The organism is Sphingomonas pseudosanguinis (genome assembly GCF_052056765.1).
In the GTDB taxonomy this organism is placed as follows: Bacteria; Pseudomonadota; Alphaproteobacteria; order Sphingomonadales; family Sphingomonadaceae; genus Sphingomonas; species Sphingomonas pseudosanguinis.
Map to the genome: position 1 here is coordinate 11,941 of NZ_CP189889.1, position 22,676 is coordinate 34,616.

The following is a 22,676-nucleotide window of genomic DNA, read 5'->3' on the forward strand; positions in this document are numbered from 1 at the left end:
GCAGGGCTCAGAGTTGCGGCGCGATCGGGACCTCGATACGCGGGGCGGGCACTTGCACGGCCCGGCGGTGCAGGAGGGTGCGCATCACGCGGATATAATGGTCCGCACCATGTTCGATGGTGAAGCGGCGCGCCTGGTGCAGGGTCCGCTGGGCGTTCTGGGCCCGGGGGCGGGCGGCGCGGATGGCGGCTGCGAAGCCTGCTTCGTCGCCGATCGGCACCAGCGTGCCCAGCGTGCCCTGTTGCAGGAGCGCGGCCATTGATCGGCTACAGTCGGTGGAGATGATGCCGATATTGGCGGCCAGCGCCTCGAGGATCACCGCCGGCACCCCCTCATAATGCGAGGACAGGAGCAGCGTGTCGTAGCCCGACAGAAGGCTGGCGGGATTGGCGACATAACCCCGGAACGCGATCCGGTCGGCCACGCCCAGTTCCACCGCCAATGCCTCCAGCATCGTGCGTTCGGGGCCCTCACCGAAGATGGTGAGCGTGTCGGCGGGTGCGGCACCGCGCGCGAAACCGCGTAGCATCAGCGCGAGGTTCTTCTGCGGCGCCAGCCGCGCGACGGTGACGAAGCGGTGGCCGGTGCCGTCGCGCGGCTGCGCGACCGGCGCACCTTGGCGCAGGGCTGCGATCTGCGCCTCGGACAAGGCGGGATCGGGAATGATCGCGACGCGCGCGGGCGAGACGCCGATGCATTGCACGATCTCGGCGCGCATCGGCTTTTCCATGCCGACGAAATGGTCGATCGCCACCCCCTGGATACGCAGCCAGAGGCGATAGAAGACACGGTAGACCCAGGATGCGTCGGTGCGGTCGAGATTGTTGCTGATCTTGGCGATGATCGGCGGGCAATCGCGGCCCAGGATCAGCTTCAGCATCACCGCGACAAAGGCATAGGTATTGCCCGCGCAGAACAGCACGTCCGGTCGGATCGTCCGCACCGCGCGCGGCAGCGTGGCGACCATCCACAGCGTTTCCCAATGCGCGATGCCCGGCCAGCGACGCCGCGGCGTTACGAAATCGAGGTCGGCGCCGACATCCCGCGCCATCGCGCCATCGGTCCGCCCCAGGAACAACGGCGCATCGACGCCGGTCGCGCGCCAGCGATGGACGAGGCGTAGCGCGACCCGCTCCACCCCACCTGGTTCGAAACTGTGCAGGAAGGTCAGGACGCGCACGTCATCCGCCCGCCCCGATCCTCGTCGATATGGCCCATGATCCCGCTCATAGGCCGCCCGGATAGCATGACAGCCCCGTCCATAGACAGCCCCCCATGACACAGGCGTCATAAGGGACTGTCATCGCAGCCCCGACGCATTGCCGCTTGCCTTCGCGCGCAAAGCGACCCACCCGCTGGTCGTATGAAGGACGGGCAGGGTCAGCGGGGATGGACGGCGCGGCGCAGCCGGAACGGGCAGGGCTGGGGCGGGCAGGGGACCGTGCTGCTGCTCCTGACGCTGGTCGCGCTGGTCGCCCGCGCGCGGACCTTCGGCAATCCGGTGATCGGGTTCGACGAGCAATTCTATCTGCTGGTCGGCGACCGGATGCTGCATGGCGCGCTGCCCTATGTCGACATATTCGATCGCAAGCCGATCGGGCTGTTCCTGCTCTATGCCGGTGCGCGGTCGCTCGGGGGCGACGGATTCCTGGCCTATAAGCTGGTCGCGACCGGCTTCGTCATCGCTACCGCTTACGGTGTGCACCGGGTGGCCCGGCGGTTCGCCGGCCCCATCGGCACGGTCGTGGCTGCGATCCTCTATATCCTCTGGCTGAACCTGATGGAGGGGGAAGGGGGGCAGTCCCCCGTCTTCTACAATGTGCTGATGCTGGTGGCGGCGGGCGCGGTACTGCGCGCGGTCCAGGGGCGGGGGCGGCTGTGCGTTCAGGGCGCGGTCGCGATGGCGGCGATCGGGATCGCGCTTCAGATCAAATATTCGGTGCTGCCCGAAGGGGTGGCCTTTGGCTGTATCCTGCTCTGGCACGGGTGGCGCACGCGGGTGCCGATGATGCGGTTGGCGGGCATGGCGCTGGGGTGGATCGCGCTGGCGCTGCTGCCGACGCTGGTCGCTTACGGCATCTATGTCGCGATGGGGCATGGCCCCGCCTGGCTGTTCGGCAATCTCCTGTCGGTTGGCGGACAGGCGGCGCGGCCGTTGGCCGATGAGCTGGAAGGGCTGGCGGCGTGCGTCGGCATCCTGTCGCCGCTGGCGCTGGTGATCGCGCTCGGCCGGCCCTGGCGTCGCGTACCGGGCGAGGCGCGGGGCGGCTTCGGCGTGCTGCTGATCTGGCTGGCGGTGACGGTCGTGGCGGTGCTGCTCTATGGCCGGTTCGGCAGCCCGCATTATGCCATGCCCATCGTCCTGCCCGCCGTGATCGTCGCGGCGCCCGTGTTCGACCGCTGGCGGCGGACATGGACCATCGCCTTCGTCCTCGCGATCGCATTGGCCGGGCAGATCGTGCTTTTCTTGAGCGAACGTACAAAAGGCGGTGCGGCCGAGGCGATGGCGGTCGCGCGCGCGGCGACACCGGCCAGCGGCTGCCTCTATGTCTATGACGGCTATCCGGCGCTCTATATGCTGACCCATAGCTGCCTGCCGTCACGCTGGGTCTTTCCCGGCCATCTCAACACCCGCGACGAGGCGAGCGCGGCTGCGATCGGCATCGATCCCGTTGCCGAGATCCGCCGCATCCTGGCCCAGAGGCCTGGCGCGATCGTCGACGATTATCCGCGCTTCGCCTTCGGCAATGCCGCCACCCGCGCGGTGCTGCGCGGCGTATTGGCGCGCGACTATCACCTGGCCGCCTGCGTGCCGACGGGGCCGCACCGGATGCGGCTGGTCTATCGCCCCGGGCCGGGCACGACGCCCGCGCACTGTCCGTCGCGCGCCGATTTGGACAGCCCGACTTAACCCAGGCGAAGCGGCTACCCCCTTGTCGACCCATAATATTGCCCCCTAGGGTTCCTCCCACGTTCGCACTGAGCAACTTTCGACCACCGTCCCGATGGCGCGGCCCATCCCCCGGACGACCGATGGAGGGCACAATGCCGGATCGACTACAAAGCTATCGCAACCAGGTGAGCGATGCGGTGGATGCGTGGCAGGCCAATGTCTGCAACCCCTATATCATCGCCTACAACACGGCGTACAAAAGCTACAACGACACCTTCAAGAAGCAGAATGACAGCGACAAGGCGCGCGCCGAGCTGTTCGTGACCGCCGCGGCGATCCTGCCGGGATCGATCCTGATGGCGACCGCCGCCACCTCGTCGCTGCGGGTGCTGGCCAATCGCGGCGCGCTGCGCCTGCTGGCGGGGCGCAGCACCACCCGCGCGCTGAACGTCTATAATGCGGTGGCCGCCAATGCGACCGCCACCTTCGCGATCGGCAAGGCGCTCGACATCGTCAAGGACGAGACGGGCAAGGTGATCAAGGACTCGGTCGTCAAGGCGATGAGCAACAGCCGCGACCTGCTGGCCACCGACCCGCTCAACCGCGACAAGCAGCTCAATTCGTGGCTGATCAACCACAAGCTGCTGGCGTTCGAGGCGGCCGGCGCGATCGAGCGCAGCGGTTCGCTGAGCGAGCGTGACAAGGCGCGCGCCTATGACTCTTTGCGCGCCGCGCCGATCGCCAACAAGCCGAATGGCAAGATCGATCCCGCCCGGCTGGCGCCCAAGATCGAGCTCGGCTTCTATATGGTCTGGGTGCTCGATTCCGACGAGCTGGTGACCCAGACCATTCCGGGCAACATGCACAGCCTGACCAGCAAGCCGATCGATGCGCTGCCCAGTTCGCGCGACTATCCGCGCGGCAATACCGATCCCTCGCGCGGCCCCGTGCAATGGGTCGGCGTCACCCGCCCGGGCGGCGATGTCGAGGATCAGATCGACAAGGTGCACAAGCATGTGCGCGGCAACGCCTTTTACGCCCCCGGCGGCTGGTTCGGCAAAAGCGATGCCGGACAGGCCCGGCTGAAGGAGGTCGCCGCAGCCGAGCGGACCCTGACCTGGCTGTCTGATATGACACAGCCGCTGGCGCCGCTGGGGTTGCGGACGTGACCCGGGCGCTGGTCGCGGGGCTGGCGCTGCTCGCGGCGTGCAGCGAAGGGGCGAGCCAGCCCCAGCCCAGCGGCGAGGCACTCGCCCAGATCCGCGCACAGGTGGAGGGGCAGCGGCAATGTGCGCCGCTGTTGTCGGGCACATGGCCGATCGAATTCAGCGCCGATGCGCTGAGCGGCCCCAGGGTCGACGCGTTGGTCGCGGCCGGGCTGATCCGCCGTGTGGCCTTGCCCGACACCGGCGATCGTCCGCGCGTCCGGATCGAGCCGACGGAAGCGGGCAAGCGTGACCTGTGGCTACGCCGCCTCGACCCCACCAGCCCGGCCGAGCCTTTGCTCTGCTACGGCCGCAAGCAGGTGGTCGCGGTCCGTCCCGAGGCACGCGATGTCGGCGCCGCGACCGGCCCAGCGGTCAAGGGCGAGGTGCTGCGCTACGACTATCGTATCGTTCAGCCGCCCGCCTGGACCCAGCGCGCCGACATCCGTGCCGCCTTCCCCTTCCTTACCCGTCAATTGGACGAGGTGCATAGCGCCGAGCAGGCCGCCACGCGCGAGGGTGATCGCTGGGTGTTGAACGGCGATACCGGGAAGGACGCCAGTGCCGAACTCCCTGCCGATCAAGGCTTTTTCCCGTAGACCTGTCGACATATCGACATATCGACATGCCTACAGAGCCTTAAGATTGTATACTATTGTCTTTCATAGCGGCGTGATTGCGATATCATGCCGCTATGACGATCCCTGATGACGCTCCACTCCGCTCGCCGACCCATCGCGGCAGGAGGGGGCGTCATGTGATCCTGCCCTTGCTAATCCTGCTCGCCGGTGCCGCGACGCCGTCGCCCGAGATGATCCATAGCCGTGGCAATCCGATCCTCAGCGATGGTCGCTTCTATTCGACCGACCCCATTGCTGGCTTGAATGGGCTGACTGTCGCCTGCTCAAACAGGCAGGCGACGGCCGTATAGCTCACCGTTCGGCGACGGAGTGTTGATCGAGGAACCACTGGTAGGTTTCGCGCACGCCGTCGGCCAGCGCGATCAATGGCTTGAAGCCCATCGCGCCGAGCCGGCTCGAATCCATCAGCTTGCGCATCGTCCCGTCGGGCTTGCTCGTGTCAAACACGATCTCGCCACCAAAGCCCGTCACTTGCGCTACCAGATGCGCGAGTTCACCGATGGTCACATCCTCGCCATAACCAACGTTGATATGGCTCAGCATCGGCTCGGTATTGGCATCATAGGTCGCCTTGTCGAGGTCGAACACGAACAGCGACGCCTCCGCCATGTCGTCGACGTGCAGGAATTCGCGTCGCGGCGTACCTGTGCCCCAGATCACCACCTGGTTCGCACCCGAGCGGACCGCCTCGTGGAAGCGACGGATGAGTGCCGGCATCACATGGCTGTTCTCGGGGTGGAAATTGTCGCCGGGGCCATAGAGGTTGGTCGGCATGACGCTGCGATAGTCGGTGCCGTGCTGCCGGTTGTAGCTCTCGCACAGCTTGATGCCAGCGATCTTGGCGACCGCGTAGGGTTCGTTAGTTGACTCGAGCACGCCGGTCAGCAGCGCATCCTCGCGCATCGGCTGTGCAACGGCCCGCGGATAGATGCACGACGACCCCAAGAACAACAGCCGGCGAACCCCGCTCGCGAATGCCTGATGGATTACGTTGCATTCGATCATCAGGTTTTCGTAGATGAAGTCGGCCGGATAGGTGTTGTTGGCGTGGATGCCCCCCACCTTGGCCGCCGCCAGCACCACCCCGTCGACCCCTGCCTCGGCGAAGAAACCGCGTACCGCCTGCTGGTCGGTCAGGTCGAGCTCGGCGCGGGTGCGCGTCACCACCTCGACACCGCGCTCTGTCAGCTTGCGCGCGATCGCGCCGCCCACCATGCCGCGATGCCCTGCCACGAAGATCCGCATCAGTCCGTCCTTACGATTCAAGCGACACAGGCAGCGCATAGCCGTGCTGCTTCAGCAGCGCATGGCGCTTGGCCGAATTCAGGTCCTCGGCGACCATTTCGGCGCACATCTCCTGCACGCTTATCTCGGGCACCCAGCCCAGCTTGTCTTTGGCGCGCGTCGGATCGCCCAAGAGCGTGTCGACCTCGGCCGGACGGAAGTAGCGCGGATCGATCCGCATGATTACGTCGCCCGTCTTCACCGCTGGCGCATCCTCGCCCTCGACCGCTTCGACGATACCGATCTCGGCCTCGCCCTCGCCCTCGAAACGTAGCGTGATGCCCAGATGCTTCGCCGACCAGGTGATGAACTCGCGCACCGAATACTGCACGCCGGTGGCGATCACGAAGTCCTCCGCCGTCTCCTGCTGCAGCATCATCCACTGCATGCGGACATAGTCCTTGGCGTGGCCCCAGTCGCGCAGCGAGTCGATATTGCCCATGTACAGGCAAGGCTCGAGCCCCTGTGCGATATTAGCCAACCCGCGGGTGATTTTGCGCGTCACGAACGTCTCGCCGCGTCGCGGGCTCTCATGGTTGAAGAGTACGCCGTTGCAGGCATACATGCCGTATGCCTCGCGGTAGTTGACCGTGATCCAGTACGCATAGAGCTTGGCCACCGCATAGGGCGAGCGCGGATAGAAGGGCGTCGTCTCGCGCTGCGGAATCTCCTGCACCAGCCCGTAGAGCTCGGAGGTCGACGCCTGGTAGAAGCGCGTCTTCTTCTCCAGCCCAAGGAAGCGGATCGCCTCGAGCAAGCGCAACGTGCCAAGACCATCGACGTCGGCGGTATATTCGGGCGCCTCGAAGCTTACCGCAACATGGCTCTGCGCGCCGAGGTTGTAGACCTCGTCGGGCTGGATTTCCTGGATGATCCGCGTCAGGTTCGACGTGTCCGACAAATCGCCGTAATGTAGCTTCAGGTCGGGCGAAGGCGCATGCGGGTCCTGATAGATATGGTCGATGCGCTGGGTGTTGAACAGCGACGCACGCCGCTTGATCCCATGCACCTCATACCCCTTCTCAAGCAGCAATTCCGCCAGATACGAACCATCTTGGCCCGTAACACCCGTGATCAACGCGACCTTCTTACCGCTCACTGATTAATCCCTTTTATAAATCTAGTTCTACTTTTGACGCTTGTCCTGAACCAGAACAAAGAACGATCAAGGATTTTGGGTGGCAGCAGTGGTATTCTCCTGATTACGCACTGCTTGTTGGAACGACCGTAATCCGTTGCGACGTGAGGCATTGCCTTCGATATCGACGTTGTGCGTGATACGGCTATCGATCCGCGTCTGCAGCCGGTTTGGAATTCGCCCCATCGGGCTTACCCCTCGAGCCGAATCAGCCCGACTAAGACGGGTACCAACGCTATTTGGCAGGCTACCACGTGTCCGCGCGGTCTGCGCAGATGTCGGTAGGATCCAAAGCGTAACAATTGGCAGCAGCATGATTGCAGCCCGGTGATAGCGCCGCATCGGGTTATCCCGCCGGTTGCAATTGGACTGCATCGATCGTTCCTTCCACGGCATCGGCCTGGTCATGTGGACGTGCGATGAGCGAGAGCTGTTGCACCGGGCAGTCCGCCGGCACGGTGAAATTCTGTACGAACCCCGTGCTGTCGGAGGTAGCGGGTAATGCGATCTGCCCGAGATCGCGACCATCGGCACAGCGTAATTCCCAATAAGGCCGCACCGCTTCGGACTGTCCGGGTACGCTGCCCCGCCCGCGCAGGACATAACGTCCGGGGGGAAGCAACTGGGCCTGACGGACGAGCAGCCCGCCGCTGCCCGCTCCGACAGCGATACTTAGCACATTGCCGCTATCGCCGCGTTCGATGGACGCCAGGTTACTGCCATCACCAAAGAACTGCCAGTCGAAGACCGAACGCCCCAGGCGTTCCTCGGTAAAGCGCGGGTCACGTGAGCGATCGCGCCGTGCCCTGGAATGAGCGGCCGCGTAGAACCCCCATGCCTCCTGCAAAGCTCCCGCACCAATCAGCTTATCGATTAGAATTGCGACGGGACCTTCGCCGACCGGGAAACCACGATGGCGCAATTCGCGGAACACCTCCCCCGTGACTGCTGGATTGGGTCCTTCCCGTGCCAGAAAGAAGACGAACGCTGGCGCCCAATAGGGTCGACGGTTCAGCAGATCAATCGCACCGCGTCGTACCGGCGGCTCGGAAATCGCCTGCGCCAACACGGGAAAGAGCACATCACGCCCGTTCTGCGACGTACGGAGCGCAATGTCATATTCGCGAAGCACCTGAGGTATGTCGTTGCGTGCAACGGCATCCTCGATCGCCCAGAACTGCACCTGAAGATTGTGCTTCGATAATGCACGGGCATAGTTGAGATAGCCCCGCGCCTGCGCGTTGTCGCCACGTGCCAGCGCGACGATGCCAAGGGTTAGCACGGCGTCGAGCGACATTCCTTCACGGATGATTGCCGATCGCGCTACGCTTCCCGCTGCCGTGATGCGTGGGTCGGTCACGCCCGCAGGTGCCGGCTGCTCCGATGCTACACCAACCGCAGCCCGGGCATAGCGTCCGGCAAGCATGCCGTCCCATGGCGCCATCACTGTCGCACGGGCCGGATTGCTACGCGCCGTCGCGGATGCAAGCGACTGTGCGCCAGCAAGATACGCCGCGACCAGCGCGCCTAGACCAAGCAATCCCCGACCACCCCATCGGACGGCGGTAGCATAGAGGGCCATGGCCGGTGTCAATCCTTACTGCCCGTATCGCGACCGTAGCCATAGCCATAGTCATAGCCGTAGCCGTAGTGCGCCTTACGGGGTTCAAATTTGGTAAGGATGCTGCCGACAATATGCACATTCGCGGCAAGCAGGCGCCCGATTGCCGTCTTGACTAGCGTCGAGCGAATGCCGTGCGATTCCACCGCATAGACCACACATTCGACCCGGCTGCCGATCAGCGGGGCATCGGCGATGCCCATGACCGGCGGGGAGTCGATGACGATATGGTCATAGCGCTCGAGAAGCTGTTCGATCAGCAGCGACAGACGGCTACCGGTCAGCAGTTCCGCCGCATTCGGCGGAACCGGCCCCGCCGACATGGCCGAGATACCCAAATCTTCCATGCGGAAGGTCAGCCGCTCGATATCATTATCGCCCGACAGGAAGTTGCTGAGGCCCTGGTTATGTGTGACGTCCCCCAAAGCATGTACGGAGGGGGCGCGCATGTCGCCATCGACCAGGATGACACGACGTCCTTCGCGGGCTAGCATCGTGGCCAGCGCGAGCGCGGTCGTCGACTTGCCCTCGGCAGGCCGTGTCGAGGTAACCGACAGCGAACGCGGGACGCCATGTTCGGTCGTGAAACGCAGGTTGGTGTGTATCGCAAGATACGCATCGACCAGATCGGACTTCCGGTTGAGCAGCGCTTCCCGCGGGGTCGTACCCACCACCTTGGGCACCGATCCCAACAGGGGCAAACCAAGCCGACGCTCGATCTCCCCCGGATCGGCGATGGATTCATCCATCTGCTCGAGCGCAAGCGCGAGACCCGCTCCGATGAGCGTACCAGCGATCAACGCCAGTGCAAGGTTGAGCAACATGCGCGGGCTGGAGGGCTTCTGCGGAACGTCGGCACGGTCGACAACCGAGATGTTGTTGACGCCTACGCCACCCGCAACGCCGATTTCCTTGAAGCGGTTCAGCAGACCATCGTACAATGCCCGGTTGGAATCCACCTCCTGCTGATAGATGTTGTACTGGATGCTGCGTCGACGGACGTCGATGTACCGCGACTTTAGTTCGTCCACGCGCGTCTGCAATTGCTGCTCACGCTGTACTGCCTGCCGATAATCGGCATCAAGTGAACCGGTGACACGCTGTTCTTCCCGAGCGATGCTCTGGTCCAGTTCACGGATTTGCGAGCGCAGCGCCTGCGCTGCCGGATACCCCGGCTCGAACTGAGTCATCAGGCGCTGGTAATCGGCTGCCAGCTCGGCGCGGCGCTCCCGCAGACCGTTGATCGCCGGGTTGACCAGGGCCGATGCCGAGGCACCGCCACGACCCATTTGGCGGAAGCGTGCTTCGGCTTCGATCCGGTCTGCCGTCGCTTTGGAAAGCGCGGCGTTCAAAGCCGCGAGATCATCGACGACGATGGGGCGCTCAGCGCTGCCTTCACTCTGGCCGGGCAGATTGATAATACGCTCATTCGACGCATAATCGACCAGCTGACGTTGCGATTGGTCGAGGCGCCCCTTGAGCTGGACCAGCTGGCGCTGGAGTACGTCGCGGCCATAGGCGGTCGCTTGTACCTTGCGCTCGAGATTGGTGCGGATGAAATTGTCGGCCCAGGCGTTGGCGACCTTTGCCGACAATGCCGGATCGGGGCTCTCGAAACCAACGCTTACCAAACGGGAAAGCCGCTCCGGCTCGACACTGATGTGCTTCAGCAGCACGTCGCCCGCAGCGCGCAACCGTTCGGCGCGGCCGTTGGCGGGATAGCGACCGTTGACCACGTTGAACGCCGGATTGGTATCATCGCCGACGTTGAACATCTCGAAGAATGCCGGATCGTTCACCAGACGCAATTCGTTCGCGACCCGTTCGGCCAGCGAACGCGCCTTCAGTAACCCATATTGGGTCTGATAAAATTCCTGGTCGGCAATGCTTGCCTCGCGATCGACCCCCTGGAAGTTGGTGACGCGATTGGATTCGCGCGCGATCTCGATCGTCGTGGTGGCGGTATAGCGCGGGGTCATCAACAAGGTGACGACCAGCCCGATCAGCGCGCTGGCGACGATCGCACCGATGATGACGTAGCGCCAACGCAACGCAATGCGCAGATACTGTCGAATGATCGAAATTTTTTCGTTCTCGGACGGTCCTACCTGTAGCGGACGAACGCTGCGATCGCCTGTCGGTACGGACGTGGACGGGATCGGCAATGCGGGATTCATAGGGGTGAAACGCCTTATTGCAAGATAGCGATGAGCGGCCCGGCCAGCAAAGGCGCCAGCGAAACCACGTCACGGAAGATACGACGTTGTGGTGAATCACCTACCACCACCACGTCATTGGCGTAGATCGGCGGATCGACATAGGCACCCCGCCGAATGGCACCAATATTATACAATCCCGCCATTCGCCGATTACCGACGGTACGTAGGATGACGACATCGTCCTGACGTGCGAATTCCGACAACCCCTTGGCCGACGCGACGACGCGCATCAGCGTCATCTGGTTGGTGACGGGATAGAGACCGGGTTCAACAACCTGACCGTCGATCGTCACAACTTGGCTGACCGAATTCTGGATGTTGACCGTAACACGCGGATTGCGGACGTAGCGGCCACGGAGCGACGTTTCGATCATATCCGCCAGTTCACTCGCAGTCTTGCCCCGAGCATCCAACGTTCCGACCAGCGGCATTGAAATTCGTCCGCTGGCATCGACCTGGAGTTCCCGGGTCAGTTCGGAAACGCCGAACACATCGACCTGAATGGTGTCGAGCGGACCGATCAAAGCAGGGCGGTCGGCGGCGGTTAGGTCGGCGCGGTCGGGGGGGGGGAGAATATCGGTTTCCACGACCGTCAGTTCGGCCGAGGGTTCCAGATGTGTGCGGCCGGCGCATCCGGTCAGCACGAGGGCAATCAGCAAGGTGCTAAACGTCTTACGCATGCGGTCCGACAATCTGTGATTGGGGATAAACAATCGCGTCTATAGAAGCAGGTGCAGCAATGGTAAAGTTATCCTTGGATAGCCCTGCTCTGGCAAAGTCCGATCGCTTCGCCTAGTCAGACGCCGTCCCAACCAGCGCAACTGCGCGATCCGCCCCGCCGCAGACGATGGAGAAGCTAAGTCATGCACAGTGCCGCTGCACGTCCTCGGAGAAGTGCAAAGTCCGCGCGTCTTCCTAGCACATTCCGCCCCCGGCCAACCTTCTGGACCTTGGCAGTGCTGCTGGTGCTGGCGTTTCTGACTGGTGGCAGCTACCGTGCCGATGCGCCGTTCCTGTTCCTGCTGCGCCCGGTAGCGATCCTTGCCCTGGCCTATGGGCTGATCGCCTTGCCACGCGATCGGTGGCGGGTGTTTCGTGTACCGCTAGGGATGGCGGGTCTGGTCACAGGTTTGACGGCAATCCACCTGATCCCGCTGCCTCCCACGGTCTGGCAGGCGTTGCCGGGTCATACTCCTGTTGCCGCGCTCGACACGCTGGCGGGGATCGCTCCTGTCTGGCGACCGCTGTCTCTGGTCCCCTCGACAACGCTGAACGCTCTGTTTGCCCTCAGCGTACCGTTAGCCGCGCTGGTGCTCGCAGCGGGGCTCGATCGACAGGACCATGTCCAGTTGCTGCGTCTGTTGCTGGTGATGGCGGGCGTCAGCGCGATCCTCGGCCTAATGCAAGCGACGGGGATGCTCTTCAACCTTTATGCGCCCAACGGCAATGAACGCGGCATCGAGGCGGCCGGCCTGTTCGCCAACAAGAACCATCAGGCCGTGCTGCTGGCCGCCATGCTGCCGATGCTAGCGGTCCTCGCGCGGATCGACCGGAGCGCACGTCCCCACGGCAAGCTGATCGGCATCCTCGCCACCTGCGCCGCACTCACCGTTCTGCTGCTGCTGATCGTCACCGGATCGCGCGCGGGACTGTTCGTCGGGCTGCTCTCGCTCGTCGTCACCCTGTTCTACGGACTGGCACAAATCGCCCCGCTCGCCCGGATCAAGGCCCGCCGGGCATTCATCATCAAGGTGGCGATCGCGATCGGAGCCGCAGGGATCGTTACGATCGCCGCCATCCTGACCTCGCGCGGGCTGGCCTTTGACAGAATGACCAGCGCGACCGCCGATCTGCGTCCGCGCCTGTGGGAAAGCATCCTGCCGATCGTGCCGCAATATCTGCCATGGGGATCGGGGATCGGCTCCTATGTCGAGGTCTATCGCGCACACGAGCCGGTCGCCTTGCTGCGCGACACTTATTCCAACCATGCCCATAATGAATATCTCGAGGTGGCGCTGACCGCTGGCATTCCCGGTCTGCTGCTGATTGTCGGTGCAGGCGCAATATTCGCCTACGCGGCATGGCGGAACCGACAAGGCTCGGACATCCCTGTGCTGTTCGCCCGGCTCGGCAGCGCGATCGTGCTGTTCCTCGCGGCGGCCAGCTTGACCGACTATCCTCTCCGCACGCCGTTGATGGGCGTTGTGTTCGCCATCGCCGTCATCTGGTGCACGCGGATCGAGCCGCCCCGCACCGCCGAGCGTTAGCACCGGACACCTCACGGTAATCTGCGGAAGGACCAGGATGCGCTCATCCCTTACCCGTCGCCGAATGATCGGCGGTACCTTGTCGGCCTCGGCGGCGGCAACGCTTGCCGGCTCGTCGAGCGACGCGACCCAGAATCCGGGTGTGACGGACGTACCCGAATCACCACTGGCGCGACTGCGCTCGGCCATCGGCGCGTCGCTGATCGGTTTCGCGCGGATCGGCGATGGCCGTTCCGCCGGCACGGTGCAGCGGAAATTATCCGAATTGCCCTCGATCGTCGATTTTGGGGCCGTCGGTGACGACCGGACCGACAATACTGATGCGATCCAGCGTGCGATCGATACCATCGCGACGCAGGGCGGGGGTCTGTTGCTGGTGCCGGCCGGCATCTTCCAGATCCGGCACGCCTTGATACTTCGCACCAATGTCCGGTTGACTGGAGTCGGCTCGGCCGCGGTCCTGCACCTCGTCAATACCGACCGCAGCAGTGCGATCCGCGGCGATGGTACCCGAAACCAACGGCTGTACGGCATCTCGATCCGCGATCTGACGGTCGCCGGCGACGTCCGCTTTTCCGGTGGCGTACCCAGCGTCGTGAACGGCAGCGGCATCACGCTCGTCCATGCCGACGATTGCGACGTGACAGGTGTACAGGTGATCGGCTTTTCCGACGGGGGCATCAACTTCCATAACGGTAGCCATAACAGCATCGCCAACTGCCGCGTCGAGCGGACCGCGCAGGGCATATGTTTCACCGCCAGCGACGTGAACGTCACCGGGAACATTGCGCTCGGCAACCGCATCAGCGATACCGGTCAGTACAACGGCCTGCACCTTGAAGGCGGCTTCGGCGGCGAGAAGATGAATGGGCAGGTGTCGCATACGACGCTGAGCGGCAATACGATCACGACGTCCTGGGAAGCGGGAATCAATATCGAACTCGCGCCGCATACGAGTTGCGTCGGCAATACCGTCCACCAGTCCGGCATGGGCCGTACCGTCATCGCGATGGGGATCAAGGTCTATGGCGGCGCTTACAGCGCACTATGCGGCAACACCGTGACCGGATCGAGCGGCGACGCAATCGTCATCGGTGCGAACAGCGGCAGATGTTCGGTGGAGGGAAACACCACCGCTGACAACGGCGGCGCCTTGCTGCTGACCGATAGCGGCGCGCAGGTAACCAACGACGTCGCGATCGGCATCAATAATTTTACCGAAGGCGATGTTCGTACCCAGGGTAACGTGCGTATTCGCAATCGCACTACCGGGTTCAGCTTCGCCAACCGCACCGATCCCGATCCTCAGGTTCTCGACTGGTACCAGGAAGGACGTTTCACGCCGCGCCCGACAGGCCCCAACGCAGCCGGATATACCGTTCGCGACGCACGCTTCACGCGGATCGGCAATGTCGTGCATGTCGCCATCCACCTGACGGGGCCGGGAGAGGGGGCACCGCGTCCGATCGCGATCGGCGGGCTACCCGCCTCGGCGTCGATGGCATCGCATCTGCCCGTCGCCTATCGATCCGGGGCGCACAGCGGCGAAATGTCTGCTGCGCTTACCGCCGGGCAGACGGTGCTTGTGCTGTCGTCCCCGGCTCGGGTAGAAGAGCGAATAAAGAATGCCCGCCAAGTCAAGTGGGAAGTGACGATAACCGGCAGTTACCTGACCAACGATTGAGACGACAGCCCTTCTTCACCCGCCCGCTAGAAACAATCTCCGGGCGTCGCGATCGGCCTCGATCTGAAACCGAATTTTTCAAGGCCTCTCAAATGCTTTCCACGAATGGACCCCGACTTAAGAAGCCAGAACATGATCCCGAAGCCTGGAATATCCATGCTACACCGTCGAGCAAGGAAGCGCTCCGTCTGCGCGGCTATCTTATTCTCGCATTAAGCGATGCCCTTTGCTTGGCGGTAGCATTTATCGGTGCGGGTTTCTTTTACATTAAGGATTGGCAAAGCCCGCATGGCTGGGTCATTCTGCTGTGCATTTTGCCTATTTATTTAGTACTTGCTGCTTATAATAAAGCCTATAGCGGCGCAGTCCTTATCAATCCTCGGACCGGCATCGTATACGCGGCACAGTCGTTTCTATGGAGTGCAGCGGTTGTTTTGTTCGTGGCCTATTTCCTCAAGGCCGGCAGCAATTTCTCTCGCATCGTCTTCGCGATGGGTTGTATCGCCAGTATCGGGTTGATTGCCGTCATCCGAACTTTCGTCGGCAGCATGCTGCTGCGCTATCTGGGGGGGACTCCATTCACGACGGTCGTACTGGTTGATGGGGTCGACTATGTACTGCAAGGGAACGAGCGGATCATGCATGCCGAGCAGATTGGCTTCGATCCGAGCACCAGCGATCCCTACCACTATCATTTGTTCGCGACTGCGGTGCGCGAAGCCGACCGGTTGATCGTCGCCTGCCCTCAATCACGCTACCGCTTGTGGTCGGCCGTTCTCAAGAGCCTGTCGGTCGATGGCGAGATCCTGACCGACGAGCATGATCCACTGGGGATCCTCGGCATCGATCGTTACAACGACCGACAGACGCTGGTCGTCTCCGTCGAACCGCTTCATCTGCGCCAGCGAATTTTTAAGCGGCTGTTCGATATCGTCTTTTCGGCTGCAGCGCTGCTGATTCTGTTGGTGTTGCTAGTCGGCGTGGCGATTGCGATTCGACTGGATTCCGCCGGTCCGATCTTCTTCCGGCAGGACCGGATCGGACGCGACAACCGCATCTTCAGCATGTTCAAATTCCGCAGCATGTACGTCGATCAATCCGACAGCAACGCCGCACAGCTTACCCGTCGCGGGGACAGTCGGGTGACGCGCGTCGGTGCGTTCATTCGCGCGCACAGCATCGACGAACTCCCGCAGTTGCTCAACGTGCTGAACGGTACAATGAGTGTCGTGGGACCGCGTCCGCATGCCATTTCAGCCAAGGCTGGCGATCTGCTCTATTGGGATGTCGACGACCGGTACCGGTTCCGCCATTCGATCAAGCCAGGTCTGACCGGCCTCGCGCAGGTCCGTGGTTTCCGGGGAGCGACCGAACGTACTGAGGATCTGACCAATCGCCTGACAGCCGACCTCGAATATCTGTCGCGCTGGTCGATCTCGCGCGATATCTGGATCATCCTCCAGACTTTCGGCGTGTTGCGCCACAGCAACGCCTTCTAACTATGACAACCCGTTTCCGCATCGGCATGGGATCGACGATCGACCGTCAGGACGAAACAGCCATGGGTACGGGCGATCGATCAATCGCCCCGATATTATGCTTCATTGCGGGATTGACGGTTTTCTTGCCGGTCGCACCGCTAGCCCGCGTCACGCTGTTCGATCTGGTCGCTGCCGGGCTGCTGGTGGGATACTGGTCGTCGGTCAGCGCGCTGTTGCGCGGCACGGTAGCGTTGTTGACGATCAGCATCGCCGCCATGGTGTTGTCCGCCTATGTCAACGGGTCCGGCATGGCAGCATTCGTGGGGCGGGCTTATTCCCCGGTTCTGCTGATGCTGGAGATCATAGGCTATGCCATTCTGATCCGCAACACGTCGGATACCGGGCGCATGGCATTGGTAGTGGGCGCGATGCTTGGTATCTGCTGCCACTTCTTCTATCCGAACGAAGAACGCGTGCTGACCAATCCGATCAAGTTCCTGATCGGTATTCCTTTGGGTGTAGGCGTCGTCGCCGCCTATGCGCTGGCTTGGCGCAACCGCAAAGCATCGATCGGGATCGTCGTTTTGCTGATGATCGGTTATGCTGGAATGTGTTTTTTGGTCGGATCGCGCTCGGTCGGTGGCGTCTATTTCGTGTCGGCGCTATTGCTAGCGGTGATCGGTCGAATCCGGATGCCGGCCAACTACGCAAGCTTCGCGCCGATAATGATCGTGATCGCCGGGTTGCTTGGATACGGCTTCACCGAACTCTATACGTTGCTGGCAATCAAAGGCTTCTTCGGTAGCAAAGCGGCGGGCATCGCCATATTCCAGAGTTCGTTCGGTTCAATCCTGCTCGGCGGGCGACCCGAGATCATTGTCAATTTTTCCGGGATCCGCGATGCGCCGTTCCTAGGCGTTGGAATCGGCAATTATCCGTCGGTCTATCTGTACGAGATGCTCAGCCTTTCGGTCTATTCATCTGACGACGTCTTTGACATCCAGAACATTCTGTACCACTCTAGCTTGTTCGCCACCGCGTTCGAGTCCGGGATCGTCGCGGCATTGTTCTGGGCGTTCCTGTTGTATCGCGCGGTATTCGTCATTCCGCTGATGTCAATCCTGCCGGTCGGCATCCGTGCCTTCGTATTGCCGCTGACGCTGATCTCGGTGTGGAACATCCTATATTCGCCGCCGATACCCTATAACCGGTTCGTCATGGGGATTTCCTTCGCCTTCGTCTTTCATCTCTATTCGCAGTGGACGCGGGAACGAACGAACGACGCTCTACTTGCAACCTGAGCGCCCAGCGACTAGGCGAAGCCGCCCATCAGGCGTTGCACGTCCGAAAGGATTGCGAGTGTCCTGGTGACGATTTCCGCCGCACCAATCCGGATTATGCCTTGACGATGTCTGATCCGCCCGTGCGTCATATCGCCATATTTGAACCCGACCCGTCGGGCCATCGCATGGTATTCGTACGCTATATCCTTGAGGCGATCGCACGCCGGGGCGGCATTCGCGCGACGTTGATCCTTTGTCCTGAGGCATCGCAGACGGCTCAGGTCGTTGTGATGCGCGAGGCGTTCGGGAATCTGCTTGCGATCCACACGGTACCCGACCCCGATCCGATGCGTGGCCCTTTGGCGCTGTCGGGCAAGCTGGCGCGGCAAATTGGCTTTGCGCGACGCCTGCGCGAGGCGGTGACGACGCTAAGGGCGCAAGGCGAGGTTAATCATGTCCATATCCCCTTCGCCGACGACTATGTCCTGTTCCCCTTCGCGATGCGCCAGCGGCCGTTCGGCGATATCCCGTGGAGCGGGATCGTGATCCGGCCCCGCTTCCATCTGGCACGTGCCGGCGCGATCGTGCCGGCGCGGCGTGAGGATCGCGTGGAGGCATGGGCCTATCGCCGGTTGCTGCGCGGAACGACGTTGCGGACCCTGTTCAGCATCGACCCGTTCCTCGCATCGCAGGTCGACGACCCACGGATCGTCACCGTCTGCGATCCCGCCGACATCACCGACCGGACGCCGCAGCGCGACTGGTTGCCGGTCGGCGACGACGCCACGGTCCTGCTGGCCTATGGCTATGTCGACCACCGCAAGGCGATCGACCGCCTGCTGCGCTGCGCAGCCGATCCGAGCGTCCCCAAATCGCTGGTCGTCGCCCTGGTCGGGGTACAGGATCCGGCGATGCACGACGTCCTGCAGGGACCCGATGCCGCGCTGCTGCGTCAACAGGGCAGGCTGGTCGAAGTCGCTCGCCACGTCACCGATACCGAAGAAGCATCGGCCTTTGCGCGGGCCGACATCGTCTGGTGCTATTACCCCGGCAGCTATTGTTCGAGCGGCGCGATGGTACGTGCCGGGCAGATGGGCAAGCCGCTGCTGGCCGGTACCGAAGGGCTGGTCGGGCATTTGACGCGGCAACATGATCTCGGCCTTACCGCACCCGAATATGATGACGCCGCGCTGACCGGGCAGCTTGCCTGCATCGCCGGCGACGCAGCGCTACGTACCCGCCTGGGGACTGCCGGCGAGCGCCATTTTGCCACCGCGACCGGTCACATCTTCGGCGACCGGATCGTCACCCATATCGCCGGACAGGAAGCGGACGCATGAACCGTCCGTTGCCCGAACCCGTCGATGCCGTGCTCGACGCGGACGATGTCCACGCCGAGCGCCGGGCCTTCCGGGCCGGCCGGGTACGGCTCGCCTTCTTTACCAGTGCCGGATCCAAAGCACTCGGATTGCTGGTACAGTTTCTAGCGGTACCGCTGGCGGTCCGCTCGCTGGGACCGGAACGCTTCGGGCTCTACACGATGCTGGTATCGGCCTTAGTCTGGATCGATCTCGGTCGCCTCGGCATCGGGCCGGGACTGACGCGCGAACTGGCGCTGGCATGGAACCGCGACGAGCGCGAACGCGAACGCACCATCTTTTCCAATGCGATGTTCTTCCTGTTCGGCATGGCCGGGCTGATCGGCATCGCGCTGTTGCTGGGCTATCATGCCGGTGCCGCGCATCTGGATGTGGTGTTCGGTCCCTCGGTCGAGCGCTATCGTGGCGAGATCGTCGCCGGCATCGCGGTTGTCGGACTGTTCCTGGTGGCACAGGTGATCTTCAGCGCCGGCGAGGCGGCGCGATCGGCCTATCAGGACGATTTCATTAACAATCTGATGAACGCGCTCGCTAATCTGGCATCGTTGCTGCTGGTGTTCTGGGTCGCGTTGTGGATGCCGACGATCTGGGCGTTCGCACTGGCGGTGTTCGGAGCGATCGCGCTCGGCAAGGGTGTGAACCTCGCACTGCTGCTCACACGGTCGCGCCCCTATCTGTTTCCGCGCTGGCGCTTCGTCGACCGCGGATCGTTCCGGCTGCTGCTGGGATCGAGCATCGCCTTCTGGGTGGCGCAGGTCGCGGTGCTGCTGATGCACAATCTGTCACTGGTGCAATTGGGACAATCGGTCGGCGCACAGGCGCTAACCCCGTTCGCGGTCGTGTTCCGCCTGTTGCAGCTGCTCTCGACCGCGGTGCTGATGATAAGCATGCCCTTGTGGCCGGCGATCACCGATGCTGCTGTACGGGGCGACCGCGAATGGATCGTCGCATCCTACCGCCGCCTGGTGACGATGGCGCTGCTCTTCAGCGGCGCGGTCGCCATCGGCATCGCCTTGCTGGGCAGCACGCTCATTCCGCTGTGGGCCGGAGCCACGGTGCAGGTCGATCCGATGCTCAGCGCGTTGCTGGGGGCCTATTTCGTGATCTGGATGTGGAATCATTGTCATTCCACCGTTCTGTTCGGGCTGGGCCGATTGTGGCCGGTCGCATGGATCATGCTGGTTGAAGGACTCGCGGTGCTGGGCCTCGCGATGCTGCTGATCCCGCGATACGGTGCCACCGGCACCGCGATGGCGCTGTGCCTTGCCGGCGTTCTGGTCAGTGGCTGGTTGTTGCCGCTGGTTCTGCGCCGCACGCTTGCCCGCCCGTTCGACGTGTCCGCAACCTCTTCGGCGGCCCCGCCCGCCGGTCCGACGCTATCCGAGGAACCGATCCCTTGAACAAGATTCTGCATTATGCCCGGCACCTTACCCGGCCGCGTAGCTGGTATCGCCTGTTCAGCCACCTCGCCGACGCGCCGCGTCGCCGCCGGATCGCGGACCAGCTTGCCGAGCAGAAGGCGAAGCGCAGCGGGCAGCAGTATAACCCCGCTCCCCGCGTCGCCGCGATCGTCCAGTTCTTCAACAAGCGCGCCAATATCCCGATGCTGTGGCGCGGGTTGCAGACCGCAGGGTTCGACGAGATCATCGTGATGGACGATGGTTCGGTCGACGGAGCCTCGGCCGAATGGCAGACGCTGCTGACCGAGCCCAACCACTTCCTGTTCCGGTCGAACGACCTGTTCGAGATCATCACCTACGACCGTGCGCTTCGTCATTCGCCGGCCGAGATCGTGTGCCTGTTGCAGGACGACGACAAGCTGCCGACCAACGGACGCTGGGTCGAACGGGCGCTGGAACTGTTCGACCAGTTCCCCGACCTGATGATCCTGGGTGGCTTCCACGCGGTCGAGGTGCTGCCGCGTACCGAGGGTGAAATCGCCGAGAAGATGCTGTGGGAGGTCGAGGGCGAGATCGAGTTCGTTCGCAACTTGTTCGTGCATAGTTCAAGCCGCTTCCCGCGCAGCGAACCATCGCCCGGCCTGCCCGATTTCTATTATGCCATGTCGGTTGTGCGTGCCCCGGTATTCATCCGGCGGCAGGCGTATCTCGACATCGGCGGGTTCGACCTGTCGTTCGCCCCGTTCCTGTGCGACGACATGGACAACGGCATCCGCGCCTGGCAGGCCGGATACAAGGTCGGCGTCTATGACGTTGATTTCCAGCGCGATATCGGGCTGGGCGGGATGCGCGCGTTCAACAGCAAGCGCATGGAAGTCCAGGTCCGCAAGAACTGGGACAAGCTCTACCGCAAGCATTTCGATGCGATTGCGAACGGGGAGATCACGGCAATGGTGGAGAAGGCCAATGCCGAACTCCGCGCGACGAACGATGCCGGCTGATCGGGCGCATGGCCGGGAAGGGCAGCCGTTTCGGCTTGCCTATCTGACCAACATTCCCACCCCGTATCGCCGCGAGATGATCGCGGCATGGGCGGCGGGCAATCCGGGGGTGGCGATCTCCACCTTCTATACCGACCAGGACGATCAGGGTCGGGGATGGGCTACCGCCCCGGTCGGTGGTTCGGTGAGCGAACGCCGTCTGGCACCGGGGATCGATGTGCCGGGATATGGCAAGCTCAATCGCGGGTTGCGCCGGATGGTCGCCGACTGCGACATGCTAATGATCGGCGGGTTCGAGCAGGCGGGCTATCTCGCGGCGGCGCTATGGGCACGGACGATGGGCAAGCCGGTGGTGCTGTTGTTCGACGGATTCAGCCCGGCACGTTTCGCGACCGACCCGCGTTCGGCGTTGCTGCTCAAGCGGCTGACGGCTCGGTTGTCGGACGGGTTCTTCGCCAACGGAACCGCCGCCGCACGCTATCTCCATCGCCGGTTGGGAGTGGATCCTGGCAAGCCGTTGCGCGATCAGCGATTGTCGCATGTCGCCGCACCGATCACAACGGCGCGCGCGCGGTGGCAGGGTATGTTGAGCGGCGCTGTCCGACAGGCATTGGGGCTACCCGTCGGCGACCGGCCGGTATTGATGAGTTGCGGCTATCTGATCGAGCGCAAGCGGATTGATCTGACCATCGATGCGGCGGCGGCGCTGCCCGTTGATCGGCGACCCGACCTGCTCATCATGGGTACCGGTCCGTTGCAGGACGAACTGGCTGCCCGTGCGCGTGCGCAGGGTGTGACGGCCCATTTCCCGGGATTTCGCCAAGCGGACGCACTGGCCGATTATTATTTTGCGGCCGACGCACTGGTCCTGTCGTCGAACGACGATCCCTGGGGGCTGGTCGTCAACGAAGCGATGGATGCCGGGCTGCCAGTGATCCTCAGCGATGCCTGTGGCGCCGCCGAGGATCTGGTGCATGGCGGCGTCAACGGTCATGTCTTCCCCTCGGGCGACGTAGCGGCGTTGACGGCGTGCATCGCCTCCCTGCTGGATGCCGATCCGGCGGTGATGGGACGGGCATCGCGGGACATCATCGCCGGGTGGACCCCGGAGCGATCGGCAGAGAACCTCGCCCTGCTGATCGCCGATGTCCGTACCAAGAAACAGCGGCGGGCGTAGCGA

18 protein-coding genes are annotated in these 22,676 nt (G+C 63.1%); 12 read left to right on the forward strand and 6 right to left on the reverse strand.

The window, feature by feature from the left end:
- Positions 1-7 precede the first annotated feature (7 nt).
- Positions 8-1,180: a glycosyltransferase gene (locus ACQHGV_RS16295; RefSeq protein ID WP_440980271.1), complete on the reverse strand. Its 1,173-nt coding sequence runs from the start codon at positions 1,178-1,180 to the stop codon at positions 8-10.
- Positions 1,181-1,363: 183 nt separating this feature from the next.
- Here ACQHGV_RS16295 and ACQHGV_RS16300 point away from each other — a divergent pair, with 183 nt between their 5' ends.
- From ACQHGV_RS16300 to ACQHGV_RS16315, 4 genes are all read left to right on the forward strand, one after another.
- Complete coding sequence (locus ACQHGV_RS16300) at positions 1,364-2,911, forward strand: ArnT family glycosyltransferase (protein ID WP_440980272.1); 1,548 nt, start codon at positions 1,364-1,366, stop codon at positions 2,909-2,911.
- A gap of 134 nt (positions 2,912-3,045) precedes the next feature.
- Positions 3,046-4,062: a hypothetical protein gene (locus tag ACQHGV_RS16305; RefSeq protein WP_440980273.1), complete on the forward strand. Its 1,017-nt coding sequence runs from the start codon at positions 3,046-3,048 to the stop codon at positions 4,060-4,062.
- Positions 4,059-4,697 (forward strand): hypothetical protein, encoded by a 639-nt coding sequence (locus tag ACQHGV_RS16310; protein ID WP_440980274.1) that lies wholly within the window; start codon positions 4,059-4,061, stop codon positions 4,695-4,697. The genes ACQHGV_RS16305 and ACQHGV_RS16310 overlap by 4 nt, the downstream gene beginning before the upstream one ends.
- Before the next feature lie 158 nt (positions 4,698-4,855).
- Entirely contained in the window at positions 4,856-5,029 is a 174-nt protein-coding gene (locus ACQHGV_RS16315; protein ID WP_440980275.1) for a hypothetical protein, read from the forward strand.
- 1 nt (position 5,030) lies between these two features.
- On the opposite strand, the gene fcl is transcribed toward ACQHGV_RS16315, so the two are convergent.
- The 5 genes from fcl to ACQHGV_RS16340 form a co-directional block, all read right to left on the reverse strand.
- A complete protein-coding gene (fcl, locus tag ACQHGV_RS16320) occupies positions 5,031-5,984 on the reverse strand; it encodes a GDP-L-fucose synthase (protein WP_440980276.1) in 954 nt (317 codons plus the stop codon).
- Between the two features lie 10 nt (positions 5,985-5,994).
- Positions 5,995-7,122, reverse strand: a complete 1,128-nt coding sequence (gene gmd / locus ACQHGV_RS16325) for a GDP-mannose 4,6-dehydratase (protein WP_440980277.1) — start codon at positions 7,120-7,122, stop codon at positions 5,995-5,997.
- Between the two features lie 385 nt (positions 7,123-7,507).
- Positions 7,508-8,587 (reverse strand): hypothetical protein, encoded by a 1,080-nt coding sequence (locus ACQHGV_RS16330; protein ID WP_440980278.1) that lies wholly within the window; start codon positions 8,585-8,587, stop codon positions 7,508-7,510.
- A gap of 164 nt (positions 8,588-8,751) precedes the next feature.
- Positions 8,752-10,959, reverse strand: coding sequence for a GumC family protein (locus ACQHGV_RS16335; RefSeq protein WP_440980279.1), 2,208 nt, complete (start codon positions 10,957-10,959; stop codon positions 8,752-8,754).
- 14 nt (positions 10,960-10,973) lie between these two features.
- Positions 10,974-11,681 carry a polysaccharide biosynthesis/export family protein gene (locus ACQHGV_RS16340; RefSeq protein WP_440980280.1) on the reverse strand — a complete coding sequence of 236 codons (708 nt, stop codon included), beginning with the start codon at positions 11,679-11,681 and terminating at the stop codon, positions 10,974-10,976.
- Between the two features lie 276 nt (positions 11,682-11,957).
- Between ACQHGV_RS16340 and ACQHGV_RS16345 the strand changes: the two genes are divergently transcribed.
- The 8 genes from ACQHGV_RS16345 (at position 11,958) to ACQHGV_RS16380 (ending at position 22,673) form a co-directional block, all read left to right on the forward strand.
- The gene (locus ACQHGV_RS16345; protein ID WP_440980281.1) at positions 11,958-13,268 is read left to right on the forward strand and encodes an O-antigen ligase family protein; all 1,311 of its coding nucleotides are present in this window, start codon (positions 11,958-11,960) and stop codon (positions 13,266-13,268) included.
- Between the two features lie 64 nt (positions 13,269-13,332).
- Positions 13,333-14,952, forward strand: coding sequence for a glycosyl hydrolase family 28-related protein (locus ACQHGV_RS16350; protein WP_440980282.1), 1,620 nt, complete (start codon positions 13,333-13,335; stop codon positions 14,950-14,952).
- Positions 14,953-15,044: 92 nt separating this feature from the next.
- The gene (locus ACQHGV_RS16355; RefSeq protein WP_440980283.1) at positions 15,045-16,451 is read left to right on the forward strand and encodes an exopolysaccharide biosynthesis polyprenyl glycosylphosphotransferase; all 1,407 of its coding nucleotides are present in this window, start codon (positions 15,045-15,047) and stop codon (positions 16,449-16,451) included.
- Between the two features lie 2 nt (positions 16,452-16,453).
- Positions 16,454-17,734 carry a hypothetical protein gene (locus ACQHGV_RS16360; RefSeq protein WP_440980284.1) on the forward strand — a complete coding sequence of 427 codons (1,281 nt, stop codon included), beginning with the start codon at positions 16,454-16,456 and terminating at the stop codon, positions 17,732-17,734.
- Positions 17,735-17,841: 107 nt separating this feature from the next.
- Entirely contained in the window at positions 17,842-19,056 is a 1,215-nt protein-coding gene (locus tag ACQHGV_RS16365; RefSeq protein WP_440980285.1) for a hypothetical protein, read from the forward strand.
- Complete coding sequence (locus ACQHGV_RS16370) at positions 19,053-20,495, forward strand: lipopolysaccharide biosynthesis protein (protein ID WP_440980286.1); 1,443 nt, start codon at positions 19,053-19,055, stop codon at positions 20,493-20,495. The genes ACQHGV_RS16365 and ACQHGV_RS16370 overlap by 4 nt, the downstream gene beginning before the upstream one ends.
- A complete protein-coding gene (locus tag ACQHGV_RS16375; RefSeq protein ID WP_440980287.1) occupies positions 20,492-21,496 on the forward strand; it encodes a glycosyltransferase family 2 protein in 1,005 nt (334 codons plus the stop codon). The genes ACQHGV_RS16370 and ACQHGV_RS16375 overlap by 4 nt, the downstream gene beginning before the upstream one ends.
- Positions 21,486-22,673, forward strand: coding sequence for a glycosyltransferase family 4 protein (locus ACQHGV_RS16380; RefSeq protein WP_440980288.1), 1,188 nt, complete (start codon positions 21,486-21,488; stop codon positions 22,671-22,673). The genes ACQHGV_RS16375 and ACQHGV_RS16380 overlap by 11 nt, the downstream gene beginning before the upstream one ends.
- The last annotated feature ends 3 nt before the right edge of the window (positions 22,674-22,676 follow it).